The 22,029-nt window shown below is 76.2% G+C and carries 18 protein-coding genes; 3 read left to right on the forward strand and 15 right to left on the reverse strand.

Going from position 1 to position 22,029, the window contains the following annotated elements:
* Nucleotides 1-96: 96 nt before the first annotated feature.
* The 12 genes from ACIQTO_RS28925 to ACIQTO_RS28980 all read right to left on the reverse strand — a co-directional run bounded on the left by ACIQTO_RS28925 (nucleotide 97) and on the right by ACIQTO_RS28980 (nucleotide 14,468).
* Nucleotides 97-693 (reverse strand): hypothetical protein, encoded by a 597-nt coding sequence (locus ACIQTO_RS28925; protein ID WP_402393948.1) that lies wholly within the window; start codon nucleotides 691-693, stop codon nucleotides 97-99.
* Nucleotides 693-2,297: a DUF58 domain-containing protein gene (locus ACIQTO_RS28930; RefSeq protein ID WP_402393951.1), complete on the reverse strand. Its 1,605-nt coding sequence runs from the start codon at nucleotides 2,295-2,297 to the stop codon at nucleotides 693-695. The genes ACIQTO_RS28925 and ACIQTO_RS28930 overlap by 1 nt, the downstream gene beginning before the upstream one ends.
* Nucleotides 2,294-3,409, reverse strand: coding sequence for an AAA family ATPase (locus ACIQTO_RS28935; RefSeq protein WP_402393953.1), 1,116 nt, complete (start codon nucleotides 3,407-3,409; stop codon nucleotides 2,294-2,296). Before ACIQTO_RS28935 ends, ACIQTO_RS28930 begins: the two co-directional genes overlap by 4 nt.
* A gap of 136 nt (nucleotides 3,410-3,545) precedes the next feature.
* On the reverse strand, nucleotides 3,546-4,178 hold the full coding sequence (locus tag ACIQTO_RS28940; protein WP_402393956.1) for a hypothetical protein: 633 nt from the start codon (nucleotides 4,176-4,178) through the stop codon (nucleotides 3,546-3,548).
* Nucleotides 4,175-5,239, reverse strand: coding sequence for a DUF4129 domain-containing protein (locus ACIQTO_RS28945; RefSeq protein ID WP_402393959.1), 1,065 nt, complete (start codon nucleotides 5,237-5,239; stop codon nucleotides 4,175-4,177). Before ACIQTO_RS28945 ends, ACIQTO_RS28940 begins: the two co-directional genes overlap by 4 nt.
* Before the next feature lie 141 nt (nucleotides 5,240-5,380).
* The gene (locus tag ACIQTO_RS28950; RefSeq protein WP_402393961.1) at nucleotides 5,381-5,800 is read right to left on the reverse strand and encodes a GNAT family N-acetyltransferase; all 420 of its coding nucleotides are present in this window, start codon (nucleotides 5,798-5,800) and stop codon (nucleotides 5,381-5,383) included.
* Between the two features lie 99 nt (nucleotides 5,801-5,899).
* The gene (locus ACIQTO_RS28955; protein WP_402393964.1) at nucleotides 5,900-6,961 is read right to left on the reverse strand and encodes a phosphatidylinositol-specific phospholipase C domain-containing protein; all 1,062 of its coding nucleotides are present in this window, start codon (nucleotides 6,959-6,961) and stop codon (nucleotides 5,900-5,902) included.
* Between the two features lie 416 nt (nucleotides 6,962-7,377).
* Nucleotides 7,378-10,407, reverse strand: coding sequence for a bpX6 domain-containing protein (locus ACIQTO_RS28960; protein WP_402393967.1), 3,030 nt, complete (start codon nucleotides 10,405-10,407; stop codon nucleotides 7,378-7,380).
* Nucleotides 10,404-12,083: a hypothetical protein gene (locus ACIQTO_RS28965; RefSeq protein ID WP_402393970.1), complete on the reverse strand. Its 1,680-nt coding sequence runs from the start codon at nucleotides 12,081-12,083 to the stop codon at nucleotides 10,404-10,406. Before ACIQTO_RS28965 ends, ACIQTO_RS28960 begins: the two co-directional genes overlap by 4 nt.
* Nucleotides 12,080-12,598 carry a hypothetical protein gene (locus tag ACIQTO_RS28970; protein ID WP_402393973.1) on the reverse strand — a complete coding sequence of 173 codons (519 nt, stop codon included), beginning with the start codon at nucleotides 12,596-12,598 and terminating at the stop codon, nucleotides 12,080-12,082. Before ACIQTO_RS28970 ends, ACIQTO_RS28965 begins: the two co-directional genes overlap by 4 nt.
* Nucleotides 12,595-13,836: an AAA family ATPase gene (locus tag ACIQTO_RS28975; protein WP_402393976.1), complete on the reverse strand. Its 1,242-nt coding sequence runs from the start codon at nucleotides 13,834-13,836 to the stop codon at nucleotides 12,595-12,597. The genes ACIQTO_RS28970 and ACIQTO_RS28975 overlap by 4 nt, the downstream gene beginning before the upstream one ends.
* A 95-nt stretch (nucleotides 13,837-13,931) precedes the next feature.
* On the reverse strand, nucleotides 13,932-14,468 hold the full coding sequence (locus ACIQTO_RS28980; protein ID WP_402393978.1) for a DUF4240 domain-containing protein: 537 nt from the start codon (nucleotides 14,466-14,468) through the stop codon (nucleotides 13,932-13,934).
* A gap of 273 nt (nucleotides 14,469-14,741) precedes the next feature.
* Here ACIQTO_RS28980 and ACIQTO_RS28985 point away from each other — a divergent pair, with 273 nt between their 5' ends.
* Nucleotides 14,742-15,506, forward strand: a complete 765-nt coding sequence (locus ACIQTO_RS28985; RefSeq protein ID WP_402393981.1) for an alpha/beta hydrolase — start codon at nucleotides 14,742-14,744, stop codon at nucleotides 15,504-15,506.
* A gap of 104 nt (nucleotides 15,507-15,610) precedes the next feature.
* Nucleotides 15,611-15,859, forward strand: a complete 249-nt coding sequence (locus tag ACIQTO_RS28990; protein ID WP_402393984.1) for a hypothetical protein — start codon at nucleotides 15,611-15,613, stop codon at nucleotides 15,857-15,859.
* Nucleotides 15,860-16,035: 176 nt separating this feature from the next.
* On the opposite strand, the gene ACIQTO_RS28995 is transcribed toward ACIQTO_RS28990, so the two are convergent.
* Entirely contained in the window at nucleotides 16,036-16,584 is a 549-nt protein-coding gene (locus ACIQTO_RS28995; protein WP_402393987.1) for a hypothetical protein, read from the reverse strand.
* 389 nt (nucleotides 16,585-16,973) lie between these two features.
* Here ACIQTO_RS28995 and ACIQTO_RS29000 point away from each other — a divergent pair, with 389 nt between their 5' ends.
* The gene (locus tag ACIQTO_RS29000) at nucleotides 16,974-18,491 is read left to right on the forward strand and encodes an MFS transporter (protein ID WP_402393990.1); all 1,518 of its coding nucleotides are present in this window, start codon (nucleotides 16,974-16,976) and stop codon (nucleotides 18,489-18,491) included.
* A gap of 167 nt (nucleotides 18,492-18,658) precedes the next feature.
* On the opposite strand, the gene ACIQTO_RS29005 is transcribed toward ACIQTO_RS29000, so the two are convergent.
* Nucleotides 18,659-20,749: a PQQ-dependent sugar dehydrogenase gene (locus tag ACIQTO_RS29005; RefSeq protein ID WP_402393993.1), complete on the reverse strand. Its 2,091-nt coding sequence runs from the start codon at nucleotides 20,747-20,749 to the stop codon at nucleotides 18,659-18,661.
* Complete coding sequence (locus ACIQTO_RS29010) at nucleotides 20,749-22,023, reverse strand: glycosyl hydrolase family 8 (RefSeq protein ID WP_402393995.1); 1,275 nt, start codon at nucleotides 22,021-22,023, stop codon at nucleotides 20,749-20,751. The genes ACIQTO_RS29005 and ACIQTO_RS29010 overlap by 1 nt, the downstream gene beginning before the upstream one ends.
* Nucleotides 22,024-22,029 lie beyond the last annotated feature (6 nt).

Consider the following 22,029-nt stretch of genomic DNA (forward strand, 5'->3'; position numbering starts at 1 on the left):
ACCTTCGGCCCACACGGGGCGACGCCCCGGGCGCCGGGGCGTCGCGCGCGGGCCAGCCCGGCCGGGCCGCCGCGGCGGCGGCGGCTCCGGCGCCGCTCAGCCGCCGACGGGCGGGTCCGGTGTCCCCGCCCCGGGGCCGGACGGGGACCGCAGCGCCAGGAGGACGCCCCCACCGGCGGCCAGCAGGCCGGTCAGGGCGATCGGGCGTGACCACTCCCCCGCCCCGGTCGGCGCGAACGCGACGGCCAGCACCAGGCCCGACGCGGCGAGCGCGGCCAGCGCGTGCGCGGGCCGGACGCGGTCGCGCTGCGGGCCGAGGACGTCGACGAGCAGCAGGTAACCGAGCAGCAGCCCGGCCGTCACCGCGACCTGTCCGAGCGCGGGATCGCCCAGCGCCGCCGCCACCACACTGCCGGCGGCCAGCACGGTGGAGCGCGCGGCGGAGAGCCTGCCGAACCAGGTGTGCGCGCGGCGCGGCGGTTCCTCCAGTGGCGCAGCCGCCCAGAGCGCGAAGGCCCCCGCGGCGGCCGCGGCCGCCGGCCCCGCCCGGCCCACCACCCCGACGGCGGTGAGGGCCAGCGCGAGGCCGGCGCAGCGCAGCGCGGCCCGTTCGGCCCGCCCGGCCCACGGGGACCACCGGGCCGACCCGGCGGCGGGCCCGGAACCGGCGGCCTCGACAGGTGTCCCGGTCATCAGGCCCCTCCCCCCATCCGGCGGCGCAGCAACGGCGCGAGCGCCAGGTCGAGCGCCTCGCCCGGGACGTGACGGACCACCGGGACGCCCCGCGCCCGCAGCGCGGAACGCATCGCCTCGCGCTCGGCGTGCCAGAGCCGGCGAGCCACGGCGCCGATCTCGTCGCCCGGCTCCACCCCCGGTTCGCCGGCCGGGATCTCCACCACGACCAGCGGATTGCCGCGGTCGCGGACATGGCCGAGCACGTTCAGGATCCGCTGGTCGGCGAGCGAGGTGAACGCGTACACCAGCGCGTGGCCGGGCAGGGCGGCCGACGGGAGCCGGGGCACGGCGGGCGCCCGGTGGGACCGGTCCTGACGGACCTCCAGCACGCTCTCCACCATCCGGTAGAACTGCCGGTCGCCGCTGCCCGCGGTGAGCCAGCGCAGCTTCCCGCCGACCGCGATCAGGCCGACCCGGTCGTGCCGGCGCAGGTAGGCCCTGGTCAGCCCGGTGGCCGCGCGCAGCGTCTCGTCCAGGCTGGACAGGCCGGTGGCCGCGTCCCGGAAGTCGGCCAGGGTGTCCAGCAGGACGACCGCGTCGGCGGCCCGCTCGGCCGCGAACTGGTTGATCTGGACGGCGTCCCGGCGGGTGGTCGACGGCCAGTGGATGCGCCGCTGGCGCTCACCGGGCACGTGCGGGCGCACACCGACGACCTCGACCCCGGTGCCCTCCTGGGCGGTGGTGTGCTCGCCGAGGCGTTCGGGCAGCCGCACCGGGATCGGGGTGAGGCGGGCCGCGCCCGGCACCGGGAAGACGTCCACCTCGCCGAGGTCGGTGCGCACCGTCCGGCGGGTCAGACCAGCGGCGTCGTAGACGTCGACGTCCACACTGCCCAGGGTCCAGCGGCCCCAGCGTTCGGCGCGGACGACCAGGTCCACCTCGGTGGCGCCGACGGTCACGGCGCTCAGGGCGACGCCCGGGCCGAGGGCCACGGTCGGGTCGAGCCGGCCGATCCGGCCGTCGTGGCGGACGGTGATCCGGACGGTGATCGGCTCGCCCTCCAGACAGCGGCGCGGTGCGGCGGTGCTCTCGGCGGCCAGCCGGGACGGCCGGCCGCGCCCCGGAGCCGCCAGCGCGAGCAGCACCGCCGGGCCCGCCGCCAGGGCGAGCAGCCAGGCGTGGCCGGTGGCCGGCGCGGCGACGGCCGCGGTGACGGCCACGGTGAGCAGGCGCAGGGTCCGCTCGCCGGGCCGCCAGTGCGGCGAGGGCGGGGTGCTGGGCAGGCCGGCCTCCGTGGCCCGGGCGCTGCGGGCCACCAGCCGGGCCGCCGACCGGTTGGCGGCCCGGTCCGGGCCTGTGGTCCCCGGCCGGGCGGCGGGTCGTTCGGCGGTCCGCTCGGTGGACCGTGTGAGGGTTCGTGCGGCGGTCCGGTCTCCCTGCCGGGTCCGGTCCCCCTGCCGGGCCTGGCCGTTTCGCGCGGGGCCCGGCGCGGAGCCCGCCGCCGGGGTGGCGAGCCGCCGTACCGGGCGGCGGTCGGGGCCGGCGCTCTGGGCGGCGAGCCGGCGGGCCCGCTGCCCGGGCCGGTCGGCGGCGGTGGCGTCGGAGGAGCGCTCGGCGCTCACCGGGTGGCGCCCGGGGCGTCCACCGAGCCGCTCCCGGGCCCGGCGGCCGCGCGCGGTACGGTCTGCGGCGCCGGGACGGCGGCCACCAGCCGCGCCAGGACGTCGTCCGCCTCGATCTGGCGCACCCACAACTCCGGTGTCAGGGTGATCCGGTGGGCCAGCGCCGGGACGGCGAGCGCCTTCACGTCCTCCGGCGTCAGGTAGTCGCGGCCCTCCAGCATCGCGCGGGCCCGGGCCAGTTGGACCAGCGCGAGACCGCCCCGGGGAGAGGCGCCGACCTGGATCTGCGGGTCGTTGCGGGTCGCGTCGACCAGTGCGACCACGTAGTCGACCAGGTCGTCGTCGACCTCGACCCGCTCCAACGCCGCCCGCATCGCGAGCAGTTCGGCCGGGCTGCTGACGGTCTCCAGGACCGGCTCGGGCACGGCGCGGTCCAGCCGGGCGCGGAGCATCGAGGCCTCCAGCCCGGTGGAGAGGTAGCCCATCCGCACCCGGAGCAGGAAGCGGTCGAGCTGCGCTTCCGGAAGCGAGTAGGTGCCCTCGTACTCGATCGGGTTGGCGGTGGCGATCACCACGAACGGCTGCGGCAGCCGGCGGGTCTCCCCGTCGACGGAGACCTGGCCCTCGGCCATCGCCTCCAGCAGCGCGGCCTGCGTCTTCGGCGGGGTCCGGTTGATCTCGTCGGCCAGCAGGAGCTGGGTGAAGAGCGGCCCGGGGCGGAAGACCATCTCCCCGCTGCTCCGGTCGTAGAACGGCGCGCCGGTGACGTCCGAGGGCAGCAGGTCGGGGGTGAACTGGATCCGGCGGAAGTCCAGGCCGAGGGTGGTGGCGAAGGAGCGTGCCAGCAGGGTCTTGCCGAGGCCGGGCAGGTCCTCGATCAGCACGTGACCGCCCGCCAGCACACCGAGCATCACCAGTCGGAGGGCCTCGGGCTTGCCGACCACGGCCCGTTCGATCTCCGCGACCACCGCGCCGGCGCGCCGGCCGGCCTCCTGCGGCGTCAGCACGGTCGCCCCGGCCGGACGGCCCGGGGTGTGCGCGGCGTCCTGGGTGTGCCCGGTGTCCGGACCCTGCTCGGTGTCCGGGGCGGGGGCCTGGGGAACGGCGGTCATGGCTCTCCTGAAGGGCGGCGGTGACCGGCGATCGGCCGGACCGGCGGGGACTGCGGCGGACAGTGGGAACGGCGGGGAACAGCTGGGGACTTCGAAGCACGGGGGCGGCGGGGTCGCGGCCGAGCCGGCCGGAGGGCTAGAGCGATTCGAGCCGGTCGACGAGCGCGAGGAGGACCGGGCCCGGGACGACCGCGTCCGGATCGGCGGCGTCCGGATCGATCCACGGCCACAACCGGGGGCCGATCAGTTCGGCGGCCCGGTCACGGTCGGCGGTGAGCGACAGGCCGTGGGCCTCCGAGAGGCGTGCGGCGAAGAGCCGTCGGAGCCGGCTGCGCAGCGGCCGGGCGTCGCCCTTCGGGTCGAGGCCCTGACGGACGGTCCAGTGCCAGTCGCCGAGGCCGGGCTCGCGGGTGTCCATCAGCCGCGGCCGGGTGCGCAGGCCGATGTCGAGGAACCCGGCGCCGGCGACGTACCGGCCGGCGACCAACGCGACGACGGCCAGCAGGACCGCTCCGGCGACGGCCGCGGGCACACCGCCGACCAGGGCGAACAGGACCTCGGCCAGCACCGCGGTCACGGTCAGCTCGATCAGACTGTGCCGGATCGAGCCGGGTACCGCCAGGCCGCCGCGGGACGGAACCTTCGGGTCGGCAGGGTCGGCAGGGTCCGCCCGGTCGACGGAGGTGGCGCGGCGGACGCGACCGAGGCGCTCGGCGGGGCCGGCGGGAAAGGCACGGTCGGCGGTCGGCCGGTTCGGGTGGGTCCTCATCGACGGTCTCCGGTCCGGTCGGTCCGCGCCGCTCCGGCCGCGGCCGGCTCCGGCGGCTGCCCGGCCCGGTCCGCCAGTCGCTCGGCGAGGGCGTCGAGCGCGGCCTGCGCCCGGCCCACGTGGCTCTGGTCCATCGGGTGGGTGGAGTACCGGGCCTCCCGGAACAGCGCGGTGAGGTCGCGCGCGGGAACGGGGTCGACGCGGTCGTCGGCGATCGCCCGCTCCAGCAGTTCGGTCGGGCTGTCAGGGGCCTGGCGGGACACTCCGGACAGCGCCAGCGAGTCCTCCATCGCCGCGTAACAGGCGATCACCGCCGCCCGCGCGTCGGCCCCGGTCAGGGCGCGCCGACCGGTCACGACGGCGGCGGCGAGGGCGTCCTCGGTCCGGGCCGGCGCGGCCGGCAGCACCACCGGCGGCCGCCGCCGGACGAAGCGCAGCCTCCGCAGCACCAGCACGGCGAAGACCAGCACGGCGATCACCAGGGCGATGCCGAGGACGGCGAACAGCACCGGGATCACACCGATCAGACCGTCACTGCCCGGATCACGGGGCTCGGGCGGTGGCGAGGCGGACGGCAGGGTGACGATCTCCGGCAGTGGCTGGTCCCGTGGCGGACCGGCCCGCCGGGTGTCCGCGCGGTTGTGGAAGACGAACATCAGCACCGGCACCACGACGGCGGCCCCGGCCAGGAGCGCCGCGGTCGCCTCCCGCGTGCGCTCGGCCCACGGCGTCGGCCCCGTCAGCCGGCGGACCTCCTCGCGGAAGCGCACCGCGAAGCGGCCGATGACGATCAGCGCGCCGAGGGCGAGCAGCAGCACGAACCCGACGGCGGAGACCGGCACCGCGGCATGGGCCGAACCGAGCGGACCGCCGTCCGGCCGCAGCGCCGAGGCCGCGAGCACCAGGCCGACGACCACCAGCAGAACGCCCGCGAGTCGGCCGCCCGACCCGCCCGCGCGGCCGGTGGCCCCGTCGCCGTCCCCGTCGTTGTGGCGGACGCCGTCGTCGGCACGGCTCCGGCCGTCGCGCCGAGGTCCGCTCGGCTGCATTGCGTCGTTCAAGCGGCCGCCCCCGGTTCCCCCGCCACGCGGTCGGTCCCGCGTGGGGTGCAGCGTCGCACACCAACGGTCACGCTGTCACCCCGTCTTCCGGCCGTCGCGCCGGTCGCGGAAACCGGCCGGCGGCGGGCCGCCGCGCCCGGGTCAGACCAGGCGGTGCATACCGACGGAGTGCGGGGCGGTCTCGGTGAATCCGTAGCGGGCGTAGAGGCGGTGGGCGTCGCCGTCGGCGATCAGGGACACATAGGCGCCCGCCGGGGCCCGGCGCTCCAGTTCGGCGGTGAGCAGCGCCATGATCCGCCCGCCGAGGCCGCGGCCCTGGTGCTCGGGCAGGAGGCAGACGTCGGCGATCTGGAACACCGACCCGCCGTCGCCCACGATCCGGCCCATGCCGACCACCTCCCCGTCGTGGTGCACCGTCACACCGTGCCAGGTGTGGGGGAGCCCGGCCGCCACCGCCTCGGCGGGCCGGTCGCTCATCCCGGCACCGGTCCGCAGCCGCCGGAAGGTGTCCACGTCCGGCACACCGACGCGCAGCTCGTAATGGTCAGGTATCGCATTCATACCTTACATGATAGACCGTCCGGCCGCAGAGCCCGGCCCCCGCTCCCCCGGCCTGCGGAGCGACCGGGAGCCGGGGGCCGAGCGGGCCGGGCCCGACGGTCAGCCGCGCGGCAGGGCCAGGGACTGCACGGCGGGGAGCTTGCGCCAGTCGCTGGAGACGATGCTCGCGTGCGCCCGGGCGAGCTGCTCCGTGCGGCCGCGGGCCTGGTCGGCGGTGGGGTCGGTGCCGCTGATCGCGGGCGCGACGTTGTGCGCGTCCGTCATCGTGAGCAGGTAGTGCCGGCTGTCGTACCAGGAGGTGTCGATGCCGCCCAGGTAGGCGGCGGCGTCGCCGTCGAAGACCACGAACCACGGGCGGATCGCCGCCTCCGTGTACTTGGCGCGGGGGTCACCGGCCGCGGCGCCGTGCACGGCCGGGAACACCTGGGCGTCGCCGATCCGCCCGGCGGCGGCCAGGTCGCGCAGGTGGCGCCCGTACTCGACGTCGGTGGGCAGGGTGTCGAAGGGGTTGCCCTCCTCGAACGAACCGGGGATCACGTACACCAGCACCCGCCCGGCGAGCGACGTCCTGGTCGGCCAGTTTCCGGCGCGGACCGCCTCGTCGGGGTTCGCGTACGAGCCGCCGCCCGGCTTGGCCAGCAGGTCCGCCGGGCGCAGCACGGCCGAGCCCAGGTGACCGGCGATCAGGGAGTCGAGCTGGGCCGGGCCCATCCCGAGGTTGCCCGCGAAGCCCGCCTTGAGCTCCAGCTTGACCACCAGCGGGCCGGCGCCGGGGTGGGCGCCGAGCCAGACCCGGACGTCGTCCAGGCAGGTCTCCAGGTTCTTGTTGGCGCCACCGGTGTAGAGCTGGGCGGGCGTGGTCGCGCTGACGCAGTTGTTGGCGTTGCCCAGCGGGTTGGAGTGGCTGACCTTCCACTCCTTGGTCACGGTGTCCGTCCAGGCGTCCAGCTCGATCATGCCGGTGCCGGTGTCCAGCCCCTGGGCGAGGTAGCCGAACGCGGCCGGGTCATAGGTGTTGTGGAGCCCGACGGTGGTGGCGGAGCCGAACGGGAGCTCACCGGCGCCGGCGCTCGCACCGGCCGGCTGTGCCGGCAGGAGGGCGGCGGCCGCGGCGAGCAGACCGGTGGCGATGGTGCCGGCGAGGGCGCGGCGTGCGGTCACGATGGCTTGTCCCCTTGTCAGAACGCGGTCGGCGGTCGCTTCCGCCGGTCGGCAGGATGCCGCGCCCGAGCATCCCTCACATGAAGCGGACACAACAACGCCGTGACGGGGACGGGACGATCCTGCGGCGCGTCGGACCGGCTGCCGGTCGGGGCCACCGCGTCCGGCGGTGACCGGCGGTCAGGGCCGGCCCGCGCGACCACCGCGCCCGCTCGTGGACGGCGCCCGCCCGGGGGCGGCCGGGGCCGTGGATCGGGCCGGGTCCTCGGCGCACCCCGGCGGCGGAGCGGTGGCCTCGGCCTGGCGGCCGGCGTCGACCGGCACCTCGGCGGGGTTCTCCGCAGGCTCCTCCCGGACGCGCTCCGTTCCCGCCCCATTTCCGCCCCGTTCCCGCCCCGAGCCGGAACGGGGCGCTGTCAGTCGGCGGTGACCCGCAGGTTGGCGAGGACGGCGGAGCCGTCGGCGGTGGTGGCGAGCAGGCGTCCGGAACGGTGCCAGAGGGTCAGCGCGCCGCCGTGGTGGCGCAGGCCCACCGCGGGCGTGGTCGCGCCCGCCTCCCCCGGCGTGCTCCGCGCCGCGACCGCGTTCGGCAGGACCAGCGTCCGCGGCGTCGTCGTGGCGGTCGCGGTACCGGTGCGGACGTGGACGGTGCCGTCGGCGGCCGGGGACAGGGTCAGCGCCCAGTGCTCGCCGTCGACGACCGGGCCCGCCGGGGCGGTGCCCTCGACGAACCGTTCCGCCGCCACCTGCTCGCCCGACCACCGCAGCGCGGTACGGCCCTCGGCCGGCTCCGGCTCGGCGGTCAGCAGCCGGCCGTTCGCCAGCGGCACCGTGCCCTCGGTGAGGAGCCCGGCGTCCAGCCCGGTACGCGCGCGCAGCTCCCAGCCGGGCTGGTCCCAGCGCCACAGCTCCGTCAACTGCCCGCCTCCGGGCAGCCGGGAGGCGACGACGGACGCGCAGGACGTCGGCGTGCGGACGACGGGGCCGACCGGCCGCTGCTCGCCGCCGAGTTCACGCCACACCACGGTCGGGCGGGCCGCCAGGGTGTCGAGGACGGCGATACCGTCCTCGTCCACGGTCAACAGCTGCCGGCCGTCGAAGGTGGGCGCCAACCGGCGCACCCGCAGCGTGCTCCAGTACCGGACGGCCCGGGTGCCGAGATCCAGCCGCGCGACCTCGCGGACCTGCCCGTACCGGGCCACCAGCAGGGCGGCGCCGCCGTGGTCGGCCAGGACGAGTTCGTCCGCCGGGACGTCCCAGCGGGCCCGGACCCGGCCGTCGGGCCCCAGCAGCCGCACCCCCGCCTGACCGCAGGCCACCAGCAGCAGACCCGATTCCAGCCGTGCCGCGTCGAGGACCGGGAGCGTCCCGGGCCGGTCCACGAAGGCCTGGTCTCCCGGGCCGCCGGCCGCGGGCCGGGCGGTGCGGCGCGGGCGCGGCAGGTCGGCCGCCGCCAGCGGGTCGGCGCGCTTCATCAGCTGCCCGAACCAGGCCTGTTCGGTGCGCTGGTCGACCGTGCCGCCCGAGCCGCCCGCACCACCGAAGCCGCCGAATCCGCCGTCACGGACCACGGCACGGACCGCCGCCGTGGCGAGTTCACGATCACCCGCCGGGTCCGCGCCCGGCAGCCCGGCCAGCGCGGTGGCCAGCGCGGACCGGCCGGTCGTCCACGCGCGCTCGCGCCCGCCCGTTCCGTCGCGGTCGGCTTCGGTGCGGCCGGCTTCGGGGTCCTCGCCGGCGGCGGTGTGCTCGCCGGCGCCCGGGCCGTCGTCCGTCAGGACGGCCAGCGCGAGCGTCCGGGTCGCCTCGCCCGCGCCGAGGGCCAGCAGATGGGCCAGCGCCCGGCCGCGCGCCGGGCCGCCGAGCGCGACCGCGTCCCGCAGGTCGGCCACCACCGAGGGCCGCAGTGTCTCGTCCGGCCAGGCCGCTTCGACCGCGCCAAGCCGGTCCCCGCTCGTACGGCAGTGCTCGACCCAGGCGGTGCGCAGCTCGCGCCCGGCCCGCGGGTCGTCCGCGCCCAGCCGCTCGACCGCGACGGCGAAGGCCGCCCGGCGGTGCGCCGTCCGGATCGCCCGCTCGCGCTCACCCGCCCGCCACCAGAGCCGCACCACCAGATCGGCGGCCAGGTCCCGGCCCTCGGCGAGTTCGGCGGCCGAGGCGGCCCGGCCGTGCCGGTCCAGCAGGGCGACCGCCTCGGCCGGGGCGGCCAGCAGGTCGGCCAGCACGAACGCCGCCTCGTCGATCCGCCCCTCGCGCTCCAGAGCGGCGGCGGCCTGCCGGTAGAGACCGGACAGATGCTGCCGCACGGTCGAGCCGGACAGCGGGGAGACCCCCGCCGGCCCGCCGGTGACGGGGGTCGGGCGCAGCGCGCCCGCGAAGCGTCGGGGCAGGCCGAGCGAGAGCCAGCCCTGCTCGGCGGCGGGGGAATCGTCGGCCAGCCGGAGCGCGTCGCGCAGGGCGTCGTCCCAGCGGCGCTGCTCGAAGGCGTGGGTCAGCTCCCGCAGGTAGCGGGCGTGGCGGCCCTGGACGAGCCGGCCGGCGGGGGTGCGTACGACGAGCCGGGCGAGCAGGCCGCCCAGCAGCGGCCGGCGGGTGCGACGCGGCCGGGCGGCCGCCGGCGGGGCGGGCCGCGCGGTGGAGCGGGAGCCGCCGGGGGTGCCGCCCAGGCTGTTCCGGGCCCGGGCGATCGTGAGGGCGACGGCCAGGACGACGAGCAGCCCGCCGGAGGAATGGAGGCCCCGGTCCAGGACCAGCCGGGCGAACCAGAGGGACAGCAGCACGGCGCCCACGACGATCAGGACGGCCACCGTCACGAACGCCACCCGGCCGGACGCGTCGCCCCAGCGGGGCAGGCGGAACCACCGGAACAGGCCGGCCGGTCCCAGCCGGCCCGGCAGACGCAGCCGTGGGCGCCGCCGGCCGCCGGCCGGAGCCGCCTCGATCAGGCGGCGGGCGCGCGCGGAGCGGGCCCCGACGCCGGCCGCCGCCCGCAGGTCCGGCCGGGCCGGGCGGGCCAGGTCCTCGACGACGGGCCCGGGTTCGGCCACCACGCCGACCGGCGCGAGGCGGTGCGGGGTGAGCCCGGTCGGGTCGAGCCAGTCCGACGGGTCCAACGGCGGAAGGTCCGCGATCCGGTGGGTCGTCACCACGCCGGCCACGGCGAGGGCGAGCCGGCCCGCCGGCACCGGGAGGCCCTCGGTGCCGACGGCCGCCAGCCCGCCGCCGGAGCGCCGCACCGGCAGCCCGGGCGCGCGGTCCCCCCGTGTCCCGACCGGCTCGGCGAGGACGAGCAGCCAGCGGCCGTCCGGGAGCCGGCGCAGGTCGGCACCGTCCGCCCAGTGGGCCAGGACGCGCCCGGCGGCCTCGGCCGCGCCGATCACCGGGACGTCCAGGACGAAGCCCGCCGCGGTCACGGTGGCGCGGAACGCCGCGGCGGTCGAACTCACTGCTCGCTCCCGAGGTGGTGGTGGACGCGGCCGGTGTTGGCGTCGCCGACCACGATCCGGCCCGGACGCGGTTCGGCGGCGAGCAGCGGCAGGGTCGGGTGGACGGCGGGCGGGGCGGAGCCGCCGGAGAAGCGGCTGAGGGTGCGGGTGCCGTCCGCCCGGATGCTGCGCACCAGCCGGCCGCTGCGGGTGCAGGTGATCAGGGCCGGCTGCTCGCCGTCGTGGACGAGGCCGACCACGTCGGCGTTCTCCCGGAACGAGATCTCCAGCGGATCGCCCTGCCCGCACCGGAGCACCCAGTTCCTGCCGTCCTCGGACCAGCCCTGGGTGGCGCCGCCGTGGACGACGTGCCGGGCCCGCTCGGCCTCGGGCAGCAGGGGGTGCCCGGACAGCCGCCGCTCCCGGAACCGTTGGAAGCCGCGTTCCTCCGTGCCCGGGGCCAAGGGGCCGTCGTCGCGGGCGTTCCCGTTCCGCCCGATCCGCCACCACCGGCCGGCCAGCGGGCAGAGCAGATCGTCGCCCTCGCGCAGCACCGGCCGGACCGGGCCGCTGAGCAGGTCCTCCAGCCGGGCCCGGTCGAGGCCGAGGGCGCCCGCCTCGGCGGTGTACTCGCCGCCCTCCCCGAGCGGGCGGCCGCTGACGTACGGGACGAGCAGGTCCCCCCTGACCTGAAGGGCGATCAGGCGCCGGCCGGTCCGGCCGGCCGCGACGACCGGACCGTGCAGCTGGTGGCGGCGGACCTGGAGCGGGACGGCGTGCTGCGGCCCGACGGGCACGTTGACCGCGAGCAGGGTGGCGGCCCGGGCGCCCCGCAGCAGCAGGGTGCGGGCCTCGGTGGTGAAGGCCGGCAGCGCCCGCCCGGTCGTGCCGGCCGGAACCGGAAGCGGAAGGAGCGCCGGCGCGGCCCGGCGGAACTCGGCGCCGCGCAGCGCCCGGACGGCGATCTGCGTCGCGGGCAGCGGCAGCTCGACACGCGTCCCCGCCAGGTGCACGGCGACGCGGACGGCGCCGGCCGCGCCCCAGCCGCTCGACTCGCTCGCCAGGACGCGCCGCCGGGAGGCGAGCCGGTCGGCCAGTCGGGGTGAGGTGAGCACCCAGGCCCGGTCGGCGGCGTCCAGCCCCTGCCGGGCCCGCCGGACGTCCTCGGGCGTCGGGTCGGCGTGCCGGCGGGCAGCGAGCCACGCCGGCAGCAGTTCGGGGAGGTCGCCGGTGAGCCATTCGCCGGGCGGGTCACCGAGGATGCCGACGACCAGCTCGGTGCCGCGCGCGGCCGCCCGGCGGTGCAGCACCAGTAGGGCGGCGAGCTGGACGAGCCGGCCGGCGCCGGCCTGGGTGGGGCCGGTGTCGGCCAGCGCGACGATCCGGCCGCGCACCGTCGGGGCACGGAACTCGGGTGCCAGGTGGAGGAGTTCCCCCTCGGCCAGGCGACGCAGGAACTCGTCGGGGGCCTCGTCGGCGAGCAGCCACTCCGAGGGGAGCAGCTGGTCGGGCCGGCCGGAGCGGGTGAGCCCGCCGTGCCCGTCCGGCGTGCCGCGATCGTCGGCGGCGGGCTCGCTCTCGCCGATCAGGGCGTCCAGGCGGCGCAGCAACGGGCCCAGGGCGACGGCGAGTTCCGGCGTCAGGGCGGCGAGTCCGGCGGCCCAGGGGGCCAGTGCGGCGGGGAGTCGGGTGGTCATCGCGGGGCACCCCCGTGGTGCGGATCGCCGGACGCGTCCCCGTCGTGCGGTTCGCCGGACGCGTCACCGTCGTGCGGTTCGCCGGACGCGTCACCGGTGCACGCGCCCCTGGTGTACGGGTCCAGCGCGGCCGGGTCGGTGGTCGGGGGTGGCGGGTCGGCGACCAGCGCGTGGCCGGGCAGCAGGACGCAGAGCCGGTCGCCCTCGGCGCCGACGGCCGTGCGCCAGAGCGCGGCGGCCGGCCGGGGGCGGGCGGTGGTGGGCACCAGCACGCCGGCGTCGAGGCCCAGGTAGCGGATGCCGTCCGCCCAGGGCAGGTCGGACTCGGCCCCCAGGACCAGCAGCGCGCCGTCGCCGGCGACCACGCCGAGCCGGGCGCCGTCGACCAGCCGCTCGCGCGCGGCCACGGCCAGGGCGGGCACGGCGTCACCCAGGGCGAGCACGCCGGCGGCGGGCAGCGGCGGTTCGCGGCGCTCCCAGCGGAGCGGGAAGGACGGTGGAGCGGAGGCCGTCACGAGGGGGCGACCGCCGAAACCAGCTCGGCGCGTATCCCGGCCAGTGCGCCCGAGAGGTCGGCCGGGTCGAAGCCGGCGTCGATCTCGCGCAGCGCGGCCTCCAGCCGCAGCCGGGAGTCGCGTCCCTCGGGGAGCGCGCGATGCGCGGCCAGCAGCGCGGCACCGGTGCGGACCAGCCGCTCGGCCCGGGCCGCCGAGCTGCGGGACAGTTCCTCGGCGGCGTGCACCAGGCTGTGGTTGGCGGCCTTCTCGATCAGGTCGGCCAGGGTGTCGCGGGCCTGCGCCTGGGCGTCGGCGGTGGGGGCGACCAGCGGCAGCACCCACAGGTCGCGGGCCGAGGCCGTGCTCCGGCCGTCGAGCACGGCGGCGGCGGCGACCAGCTTCTGCGAGCGGACCGCCCGCCGGTCGCTGATCGGCACGCCCGCACCGCGCAGCCGCCGCAGTGCGGCGGCCACCAGCGGGGTGACCTCGTCGAGGTCGCAGGCGCGGGCGGCGGCGGCGAGCCGGTCGAGGGCGGCGAGCCGGTCCGCCGAGCCGGTGGCGCCGGCCGGTCCGGGCCGGCCGCCCGGGGCAGCGAGGTCGCGCGGGTGGGCGGGATCGCGCGGCTCGGCGGGATCGCGCGGGTGGAGCGGGGCCGCCACGGCCCGGCGGCCGGCCTCCAGCAGTTCCTCCAGCCGCGCGTCCGCCACCGGCTCGACGAACACCCGGGCCAGGAAGCGGTCGGCGAAGGCCGCGAGCGCCGGATCGTCCGGCAAGTGGTTGGCCGCGCCGACACAGACCCGCAACGGGCTGTGCAGCACGGTGCGACCGCGCCGGAAGACCCGCTCGTTGAGCAGCCCGAGGAGGGTGTTGAGGACGGCGGTGGAGCCGAGGAACACCTCGTCGAGGAAGGCGATCTCGGCCTCCGGCAGCATCCCTGCGGTCTCGAACTCCACCCGGCCCTCACGGAGTTGACGAAGGTCGACCGGGCCGAACAGCTCGTTGGGCTCGGTGAACCGGCCGAGCAGGTACTCGAAGTAGCGGCCACCGAGCTGCCCGGCGGTCCGGCGCACCGCCTCGGACTTGGCCGTACCCGGTGCGCCGACGACCAGGAGGTGCTCGCCGGCGACGGCACACAGCACCACCACCTCGGCCACGGTCTCGCGGTCGATCATGCCCTGCCCGGCGGCGGCGACGGCGGAGCCGATCAGCTCGGCGTCGGCGGCGCGGGCGGCTGCGGGGGTACTGGTCTCGGTCACGAGCACCGGAGTCTACGGGCGGCTCCGACCCGCCCACCAACGGGTTTCCCCGAGGCGGGCGGCGTGGACGGCCCGGCGCGGGCGGCCCCGGTCACTCACCCGTTCAGGCCGGGCCAGCCGTCCCGGTTCGCACACGACTCGTAGTCGTAGCGGGTGAGGAGGTCCCACTCCTCGCCGGTCAGCCGCTCGTACGCGTCCTCGTGAACGTAGAGCAGTTCCTCGCAGTGCCGCCCGACGAACGGCGCGAACCGCTCGGGGGCGCCCGACACCCCCTCGTAGACCTCCCGCCCGGCGGCCACCACCGCGGCCCGCGCGTACAGGAAACCGTCGTCGGACTGCGCCGACGGCCCGCCGGGAAACCCCGCCGACCGGACGGGCAGCGAGCCGAGCTCCTCCCGGTCCAACCGGTACAGCGCCTCCGCGAGGCGCTCGCCGAAGCCGATCACCTGCTCCACCGACCCGTCCACGAGAGCCTCCGTCAGCCGGGCGCAGCCCTCCGCGACGCCGTGGCACGTCGCCGTACCCGGCTCGCCGCCGAGGAGCTCCACGAGCTGCCAGAACCGCGCCCAGGCCATCACCGGCGGACCGGCGTCGGCCCCGCCGGGCACCTCGCGCACGTCGTTCTCGTTCATGCCCGCAGCATTCCACCCGGCACTGACAACCCGGCCGCCGTCCGTCCGGTGACGCCCTGCCCGGTGACACCCTGCCCGGTCGGCCGGGAAAACTGTTGGCAACGGCGCTGACCGGGCTGGTAGCTTGCGGTCGACCGTGACACCGCCCGAGGAGGTGAGACCCATGAACGCCGTACCGATATGGGTGCTCCCCCTTGCCGTCACGGCCGGGCGATCGACGTAGGTGTCGCCGGGAGCGCCTCGACCCCAAGGCACTCCCGAAAGGCACCACCCGTGCACTCTCCGCAGTTCACCGCCGAGTCGTCCGCGAACGGCATGATCGAGCGCGACTTCACCGTGGGCGACGTCCCCGGAGTTCTCTGGTCGCCGGCCTCCGGCGCCGACCGCGCCCCCCTGGTCCTGATGGGCCACGGCGGCGGCACCCACAAGAAGCATCCGGCGATGGCGGGCCGCGCCCAGCTGCTCGTGACCGGCTGCGGTTTCCACGTCGCCGTCATCGACGCGCCCGGTCACGGCGACCGGCCGCGCACCGCGCACGACGAGCGGGAGATCGCCGAGCTGTACCGGGCGAGGTCGGCCGGCGAGCCGGAGGGCCCGATCGTCGTCCGCTACAACGAGCACCTGGCGAAACTCGCCGTACCCGAGTGGCGGGCGACCCTGGACGCCCTCCAGGAACTCCCGGAGATCGGCACCGACGGTCCGGTCGGCTACTTCGGCATCAACATGGGCACCGCGATCGGAGTACCGCTCGTCGCGGTCGAGCCCAGGATCACGGCCGCGGTCTTCGGACAGCACTGGCCGGACGCCCTCGCCGAGAAGGCGCGGCAGATCACCGTCCCGGTCGAGTTCACCCTGCAGTGGGACGACGAGCACATCCCACGCGAGGCCGGCCTCGCCCTGTTCGACGCCTTCGCCTCGAAGGAGAAGACCTTGCACGCCAACGCGGGCCGGCACAAGGAACTGCCCAGGTTCGAGGCCGACAGCGCCGTCCGATTCCTCGCCCGGCACCTCGGCCGGCCGGCCACCGTGCCGGCCTGACCCGCACGGTCACGGCGCCCGGCCGGGCGCCCGATCGACTGTGCCGGCCTCGCTCCGCCCCCTTGGACCGGGCCTGGGCCCGGTGGGCGGCGGCCCGGACCCGGGTGGCGCAGCGGGGGGAGCCCGGATTCGCCCCGATCACGGAGGCCGACCAGAACGGCGCCCGGCAGCGGGCGGCCGCCGCCCCGAACGCGGCCGGGACCGCCGACGACCCGGCGATCCTCGACACCACGCCCCACACCGCCGCGACCCTCGACACCACGACCCTCAACGCCGCCCGCGAGTACGGCCGGCTGCTCCAGGCCTATGAGCGGCTCTTCTGGGAAACGCTCGCCACCCCGCCCGCAAGCTGATCACCGCCGCGCCGCAGAGCGCCCCGCCCCGGGCCGCCGACGACAGCGACACCGGCAGGAGCACCGAAAAGGGACACCGACAGGGACGCCGTACCGGCTCGGGACGACGAAGGCGCCCGGCAGCGCGGGCTGCCGGGCGCCTTCACCACCGCACACCGTCGACGCGGGCCGTCGGATCAGGCCTGCCAGTGCGGCTTGCCGCTGACCATCCGGCAGTAGATCACCCGGCCGCCGGCCTCGTGGGTGGTCTTGCCGAGGTCGTCGTCGCGGCAGAACTGGCCCGCCTTGTAGCAATTGCCGGCGTTGGAGCGGATCTCGCAGTCCCCGGCGGCCGTCTTGGGCTGCGTGGGCGCCGGCTCCGGGTCCGCCGGCGGCTTCACGGTGGTCGCCTTGGGCTCCGGCGCCGCCTTGGTGACGGGCGGCTGGGGCTTGGGGGCGGGCGACTGGGGCTTGGCCGTGGTCGGCACGGGCGCCGGCTCCGCGGGCGGCACCGGTGTGGCGACCGCCGGCGCGGGTGCGGGGTCGGTCACCACCGGGGGCTGGGTGGTCGGCGCGGGGGTGGTCGGCGCGGCCGTGGTGACCGGGGCCGGCGGGGCCGTGACGGCGGGCGGGGTGGCGGCGGCCGTGGCACTGGCGGCCGGCGACGGGTCGCACCCGGTCAGGGCGAGACCGACGGTGAGGACAAGTCCGGCAACGGCGGCCAGGCCGCGACGGCCGCCGCGCATCCGTGAAGACATAAGAGGAGAACGCTCCGTTCCGATGAAAAGATGTTCGTGATTCAATCAGGCTGGCGACACGCCACTCGCACACTTCCCACACCTCGTTGGCAGATCGAGATCTGACGGCCACGGAGCGTCAGCACCGGGCCTTCGCCGATCACCCTTCGTCGAACCGGGCGCGCCACCGAGCCGCCGGCCCAGACCCGACCGCACCCGGGCCGCTCCTGGGCCGCTCCTGGGCCGCTCCTGGGCCGCACCCGGACCCGCCGTCTCCGCCGGACAGGGCCTATATGCGCCTGCCCGGCCGTGTTTGCCCCGGTTCGCACCATGACGTTGCGTACGGTCGGTGCCTTCCCGACCGAGCCCCGGTCGGCGGGCCAAGGAGACCGGCTGCCGTGCAAGGCAAGTGGTGGACCCTCATCGCCGTCTCGGTCGCGACCTTCATGTTGTTGCTCGACATCACGGTGGTGAACGTCGCCCTGCCGTCGATCCGCAAGGACCTCGGTGCCGACTTCACCGATCTGCAGTGGGTGTTCGACGCCTATGCGCTGTCCCTGGCCGCGCTGGTGCTGACGGCCGGCTCACTCGCCGACCGCCTCGGGCGGCGCCGGATGTTCGCCGCCGGCCTGGTGATCTTCTCCGCCGCCTCGCTGCTCTGCGCCCTGTCCCCGAACCCGACCTTCCTCAACGTGTCCCGCGCGATCCAGGGCGTCGGCGGCGCGGTGATGTTCGCGGTGTCGCTGTCGCTGGTCGCCCAGGAGTTCCCGCCCGGCCGCGAGCGGGGCACCGCGATGGGCCTGTACGGGGCGACCATCGGGGTCGCGGTGGCGGTCGGCCCGCTGGTCGGCGGGGCGCTCACCGACTCGCTCGGCTGGGAGTGGATCTTCTACCTCAACGTCCCGATCGGGGTGGCGGCCCTGATCGTCACCTACCTGAAGCTGGCCGAGAGCCGCGATCCGAACGCCACCAGGATCGACTGGGCCGGGGTCGCGTCGTTCAGCAGCGGCCTCTTCCTGCTCGTCCTGGCGCTGGTGCGCGGCAACGCCGAAGGGTGGGGCAGCGCGCTGATCGTCTCGCTGTTCGCCGGATCGGCCGTCCTGCTGCTCGCCTTCGTGCTGATCGAACTCCGCGTCCCCGAGCCGATGCTGCCGCTCCGGCTCTTCCGCCGGCACGCGTTCACCGGCGTGCAGCTCGCCGCGTTCGCGGTGTCCAGCTCGCTCTTCGCCCTGTTCCTCTACCTGACGCTGTACCTGCAGAACTACCTCGGGCTCTCCCCGTTCGCGGCGGGTGTGCGCTACCTGCCCATCACGGCCCTCAGCTTCGTGGTGGCCCCGATCTCCGGCCTGATGCTCTCCCGGGTGCCGGCCCGGCTGATGCTCTTCGCCGGCCTCCTCGCGATCGGTGCGGGCCTGCTCCTGATGGGAGATGTCCAGCCCGGGGACGACTGGACCGGTCTGCTGCCCGGCTTCCTGGCCGGCGGCGTGGGCGTCGGCCTGATCAACCCGGTGATCGCCGACGTGGCGGTCAGCGTGGTGCCGAAGGAGAACAGCGGGATGGCGGCCGGCATCAACGACACCTTCCGGCAGGTGGGCATCGCGGTCGGCATCGCCGTCTGGGGGGCGATCTTCGTCGGCCGGGGCGCCGACAAGGTCCGCGAACTGACGGCGGGCACGCCGACCGCGGCGGGCGCCCACCCGCGCGAACTGACCGAGGCGGTGTCCTCCGGCAGCCTGCCGGAGGTCCTCGCCACCCTCCCCGAGCCGGCCCGGCAGGGCATCGAGGACGCCGCCCGCGCGGGGTTCCTGGACGGTCTGAACGCCGTGCTGCTGCTGGGCGGTGTGGTCAGCCTGGTCGGCGCGGTGCTCGCGCTCTGGCTGGTCCGGGAGAGCGAGATCGACCGCGACACGGCGTAGCCCGGGAGGTCCGGGCCCGAGCGGCCGACGCACCGAGCGGCCGACGCACCGAGCGGCCGACGCACCGAGCGGCCGACGCACCGAGCGGCCCGGGCCCGGCGGGCTGTGCCGCCGGACCCGGGCCGCTCGACCTCCTCGCTCCCCTCCAAGCCGATCGAGACCGTTCCCTAGCCGATCGAGACCGTGAAGACCTTGTCGGCGCCGTCCGCCGCCCCGCCGTTGTTGTCGGCGTTGGTGGTGGTGAGCCAGAGGCGGTCGGCGCCGGGCACCTTGGACACCGTCCGCAGCCGCCCGTAGGCGCCGACGTAGTACGCGGTCGGCGTGCCGACGTTCTCGGTGTTCCCGTCGATCGGGATGCGCCACATCCGCTCACCGCGCAGCGCCGCCATGTAGACCACGTTGCGGACGACGGCGATCCCGCTCGGCGAGGCCTCGTTGACCGGCCAGCTCGCCTTGGGGTTCGTCATCCCCGCCACGTCGCAGGTGCCTTCGCAGGTCGGCCAGCCGTAGTTGGCCCCGGGCTTGATCAGGTTGAGCTCGTCGCGCTTGGAGTCGCCGAACTCCGCCTCCCAGAGCCGCCCGTTGCGGTCGAAGGCCAGGCCCTGCGGGTTGCGGTGGCCGTAGCTGTAGACGTAGCTGCCGAACGGGTTGCCGGGAGCCGCCTTGCCGTCGGTGGTCAGCCGCAGGATCTTCCCGTTGAGGGAGTTCTTGTCCTGGGCCAGCGAGGACGTCTGGGCGTCACCGGTCGACGCGTACAGGTATCCGTCGGGGCCGAAGGCGAGGCGTCCGCCGTTGTGGTAGCGGTTCTTCTTGATGCCCTGGAGCAGCACCTTGTAGCCGCCCAGCGTGCTGCCGTCGTACGTCATCCGGACGATCCGGTTGCCCTCGGCGGCGGTGTGCATCAGGTACACGTAGTGGTTGCCCGACCAGTTGGGGTCGACGGCGATGCCGAGCAGGCCGCCCTCGCCGTCGGTGGTGACGGCGTTGGGCACGGTGCCGACCGCCGTCCTGGTGCCCCCGGTGGTCAGCCGGAAGACCTTGAAGCTGTCCCGCTCGGTCACCAGGGCGCTCTTGCCGTCCGGCAGCCAGCCGACGCCCCAGGGAATCGTCCACCCGGTGGAGAGGGCGGTCGGCGAGCCCGGGACCCCGCCGTCGGCGGGGCAGGCGGCGGTGGTGAAGGACACGGTGCCGGACGGTGCCGAGACGTTGCCCGCGGTGTCCCGGGCGACCACCGACAGGGCGAACGGGGCGTCGCAGGCGAGCCCGGTGACCGCCGTCGTGGTGGCCGGCGGGGTACCGGTCACGGTGGCCACCACGGCGTTGCCGCTGCGGACCTCGTAGCCGACCACGCCCTGGTCGTCCGTGGCGGCGCCCCAGGTCAGAGTGGCCCCGGTGGCCGTGACCGCCGAGACGGTCGGGGTGCCCGGCGCGCTCGGCGGCGGGTCGGTGCTCGCCGTGGTGGTGCAGTCGATCGCGACACTGGCCGGCGAGGCGTTGCCGGCGGCGTCCCGGGCGATCACGGTGAGGTTGTAGGTGGTGGCCGGGGTCAGCCCGGTGAGCTGCCAGGACGTCGCGGTGCCCGGCGCCTCGGCGAGCTTGTTGCCGTGCTCGTAGAGGTCGTAGGCGGTGACGCCGACGTTGTCGGTGGCGGCTCCCCAGCCGAGGGTGAGGCCGTTCGGTCCGACGGCGGAGCAGTTCGGCGGGCCGGGCCGGCTCGGCGGGGTGGTGTCGGCCGCCGCGTCCACCCGGAGGCGGTCGAGGTTGGGGCCGCCGTCGGCGGTGGTGGCGGTGGCCCGGATCCGGTTGGCGCCGGCGGCGAGGGTGACGCCGACGGTCCGGTCCGCCCAGGTGTCCCAGTCGGCGGTGGGCGGGAAGGCGACGCCGGCGGCGACGACCTTCCCGTTGACCGCGATGTCCATCGGGCGGTTCGCCGTCCCGGCGTTGGCGTACCGGAAGGCCAGCGAGGCGCTGCCGGCCGCCGTGGCGCTCACCGTGAACTCGACGGCGGAACCGGTGGTGTTGGTGTAGTCGACGAAGCCGGTACCGGTGTACCCGCTGTGGTTGGTGGCCGCCTTCGCCTGCGTCAGCACGGCGTCCTCGGCCTGGTGGTCGGTGCTCGCGGTGACCGCCGCCGGGGCGCTGGTCGCCGAGGCCGGCGCCGCCACCGCCCCGAGGACCAGGGCGGCCGCGGCGAGTACCGCGCCACCGGCCCTGGCGGCCGCCGTCCCCGTGTCGCGGGGCCTTCCTGCGGCCGCCACTACGGCACCCAGTGGTTGCCGGAGGCCACGATCATCGACTGGAGCTGCACGCTGCTCCCGTAGTAGAGCTTCTGGTCCACGGGGGTGGCCGCCAGCTTGGTCCAGAGCGCGTCCAGCCAGGCCTGCGAGCCCGGGTCGGTCATCGCGGTGACCACGAACGGGGCGGTGAACGCCATGTCGTGCCCGCTGTCGAAGGCCGAACCGTTCAGCTTGTAGCCGGTCACGATGTTCGCCGGGTTGCCGGCCGCCTTGCCCTTGATCCAGGAGTTGATCCGGCGCGCCGAGGCGAGCGAGGCGGCGTCACCGCTGGTGACGGCATCCGCGCCGATCCGCCAGGGGTCGCGGCAGGCGTTCCAGGAGTAGTCCCCGTCGTTGGGGCTCTCCAGGACCTCGCCGGCGGCCGGCTTGGCCGTGCCGTTGGTGTTGACCACGAAGTCGGCGAGCAGTCCGGTGTTCGGGGCGTAGCCGCTCTGCTGCTTGGTGATCAGGCTCTGGTGCGCGGTGCGGATCGTGTCCCACCCGGCGTCGCCGGTGGCGGTCCGGAAGGCACGGAAGTGGTCGATCATCCAGTCCGAGGAGCGGGTGACGTAGTAGGTCGAGTCGCCCTTGGTGGACCAGTCGCCGAGCAGCGTCAGGTGCGTGCTCGGGTTGATCTCGCTCGCCTTGATCGCCTTGATGTGCTTCACGGCCAGGTCTTTGTAGTTGTACGTGCCCGCGCTGCCCCACTGCCGGTCGGCGAGCAGCAGCCCGTAGGCGACGTCGAGGTCGCCGTCGGTGGCCGAGTCGGAGCCGTTGACGGACTTGCAGGAGGAGTCCTGCTCGGCCGCCAGCAGATCGGCGTTGTTGACCGACTTGTGGGCGAGCACGTACTTCACCAGGCCGTCGAAGACGGTCTTCGCGTTGGGGTCGGCACCGGCCATGGTGGCGGTGACGACCATGCCGTACCCCTGGGCCTCGGCCACGTACGGGTGGTCGGCGTCCGGCGAGATCACCTGGTACCAGCCGTTGCCGCAGTTCTGCTTGACGAACGCGGCCTTCCAGGCGTTGTAGACGGCGACGACCTTCTGGTCCAGGTCGGCCTGCGCGCCGGTGGGCTTGAGAATCCCGGCGGCGTACGGGTAGCGGTGGCTGCCGAACGGCACGGCGGGCGCGGCGGCGGCCTGCCCCGCGGCGGCGGACGCGGCGGGGGCGGCGAGCAGCCCGGCCGCCAGGCCGGCGCCCGCGAGCAGTCCGGCGGTCGTGCGACAGAGGCGCGTGGTGGTCAGCGGTGACATCGGCGT

Origin of the sequence: Kitasatospora sp. NPDC091207 (assembly GCF_044768625.1) — a bacterium.
Taxonomy (GTDB): Bacteria; Actinomycetota; Actinomycetes; order Streptomycetales; family Streptomycetaceae; genus Kitasatospora.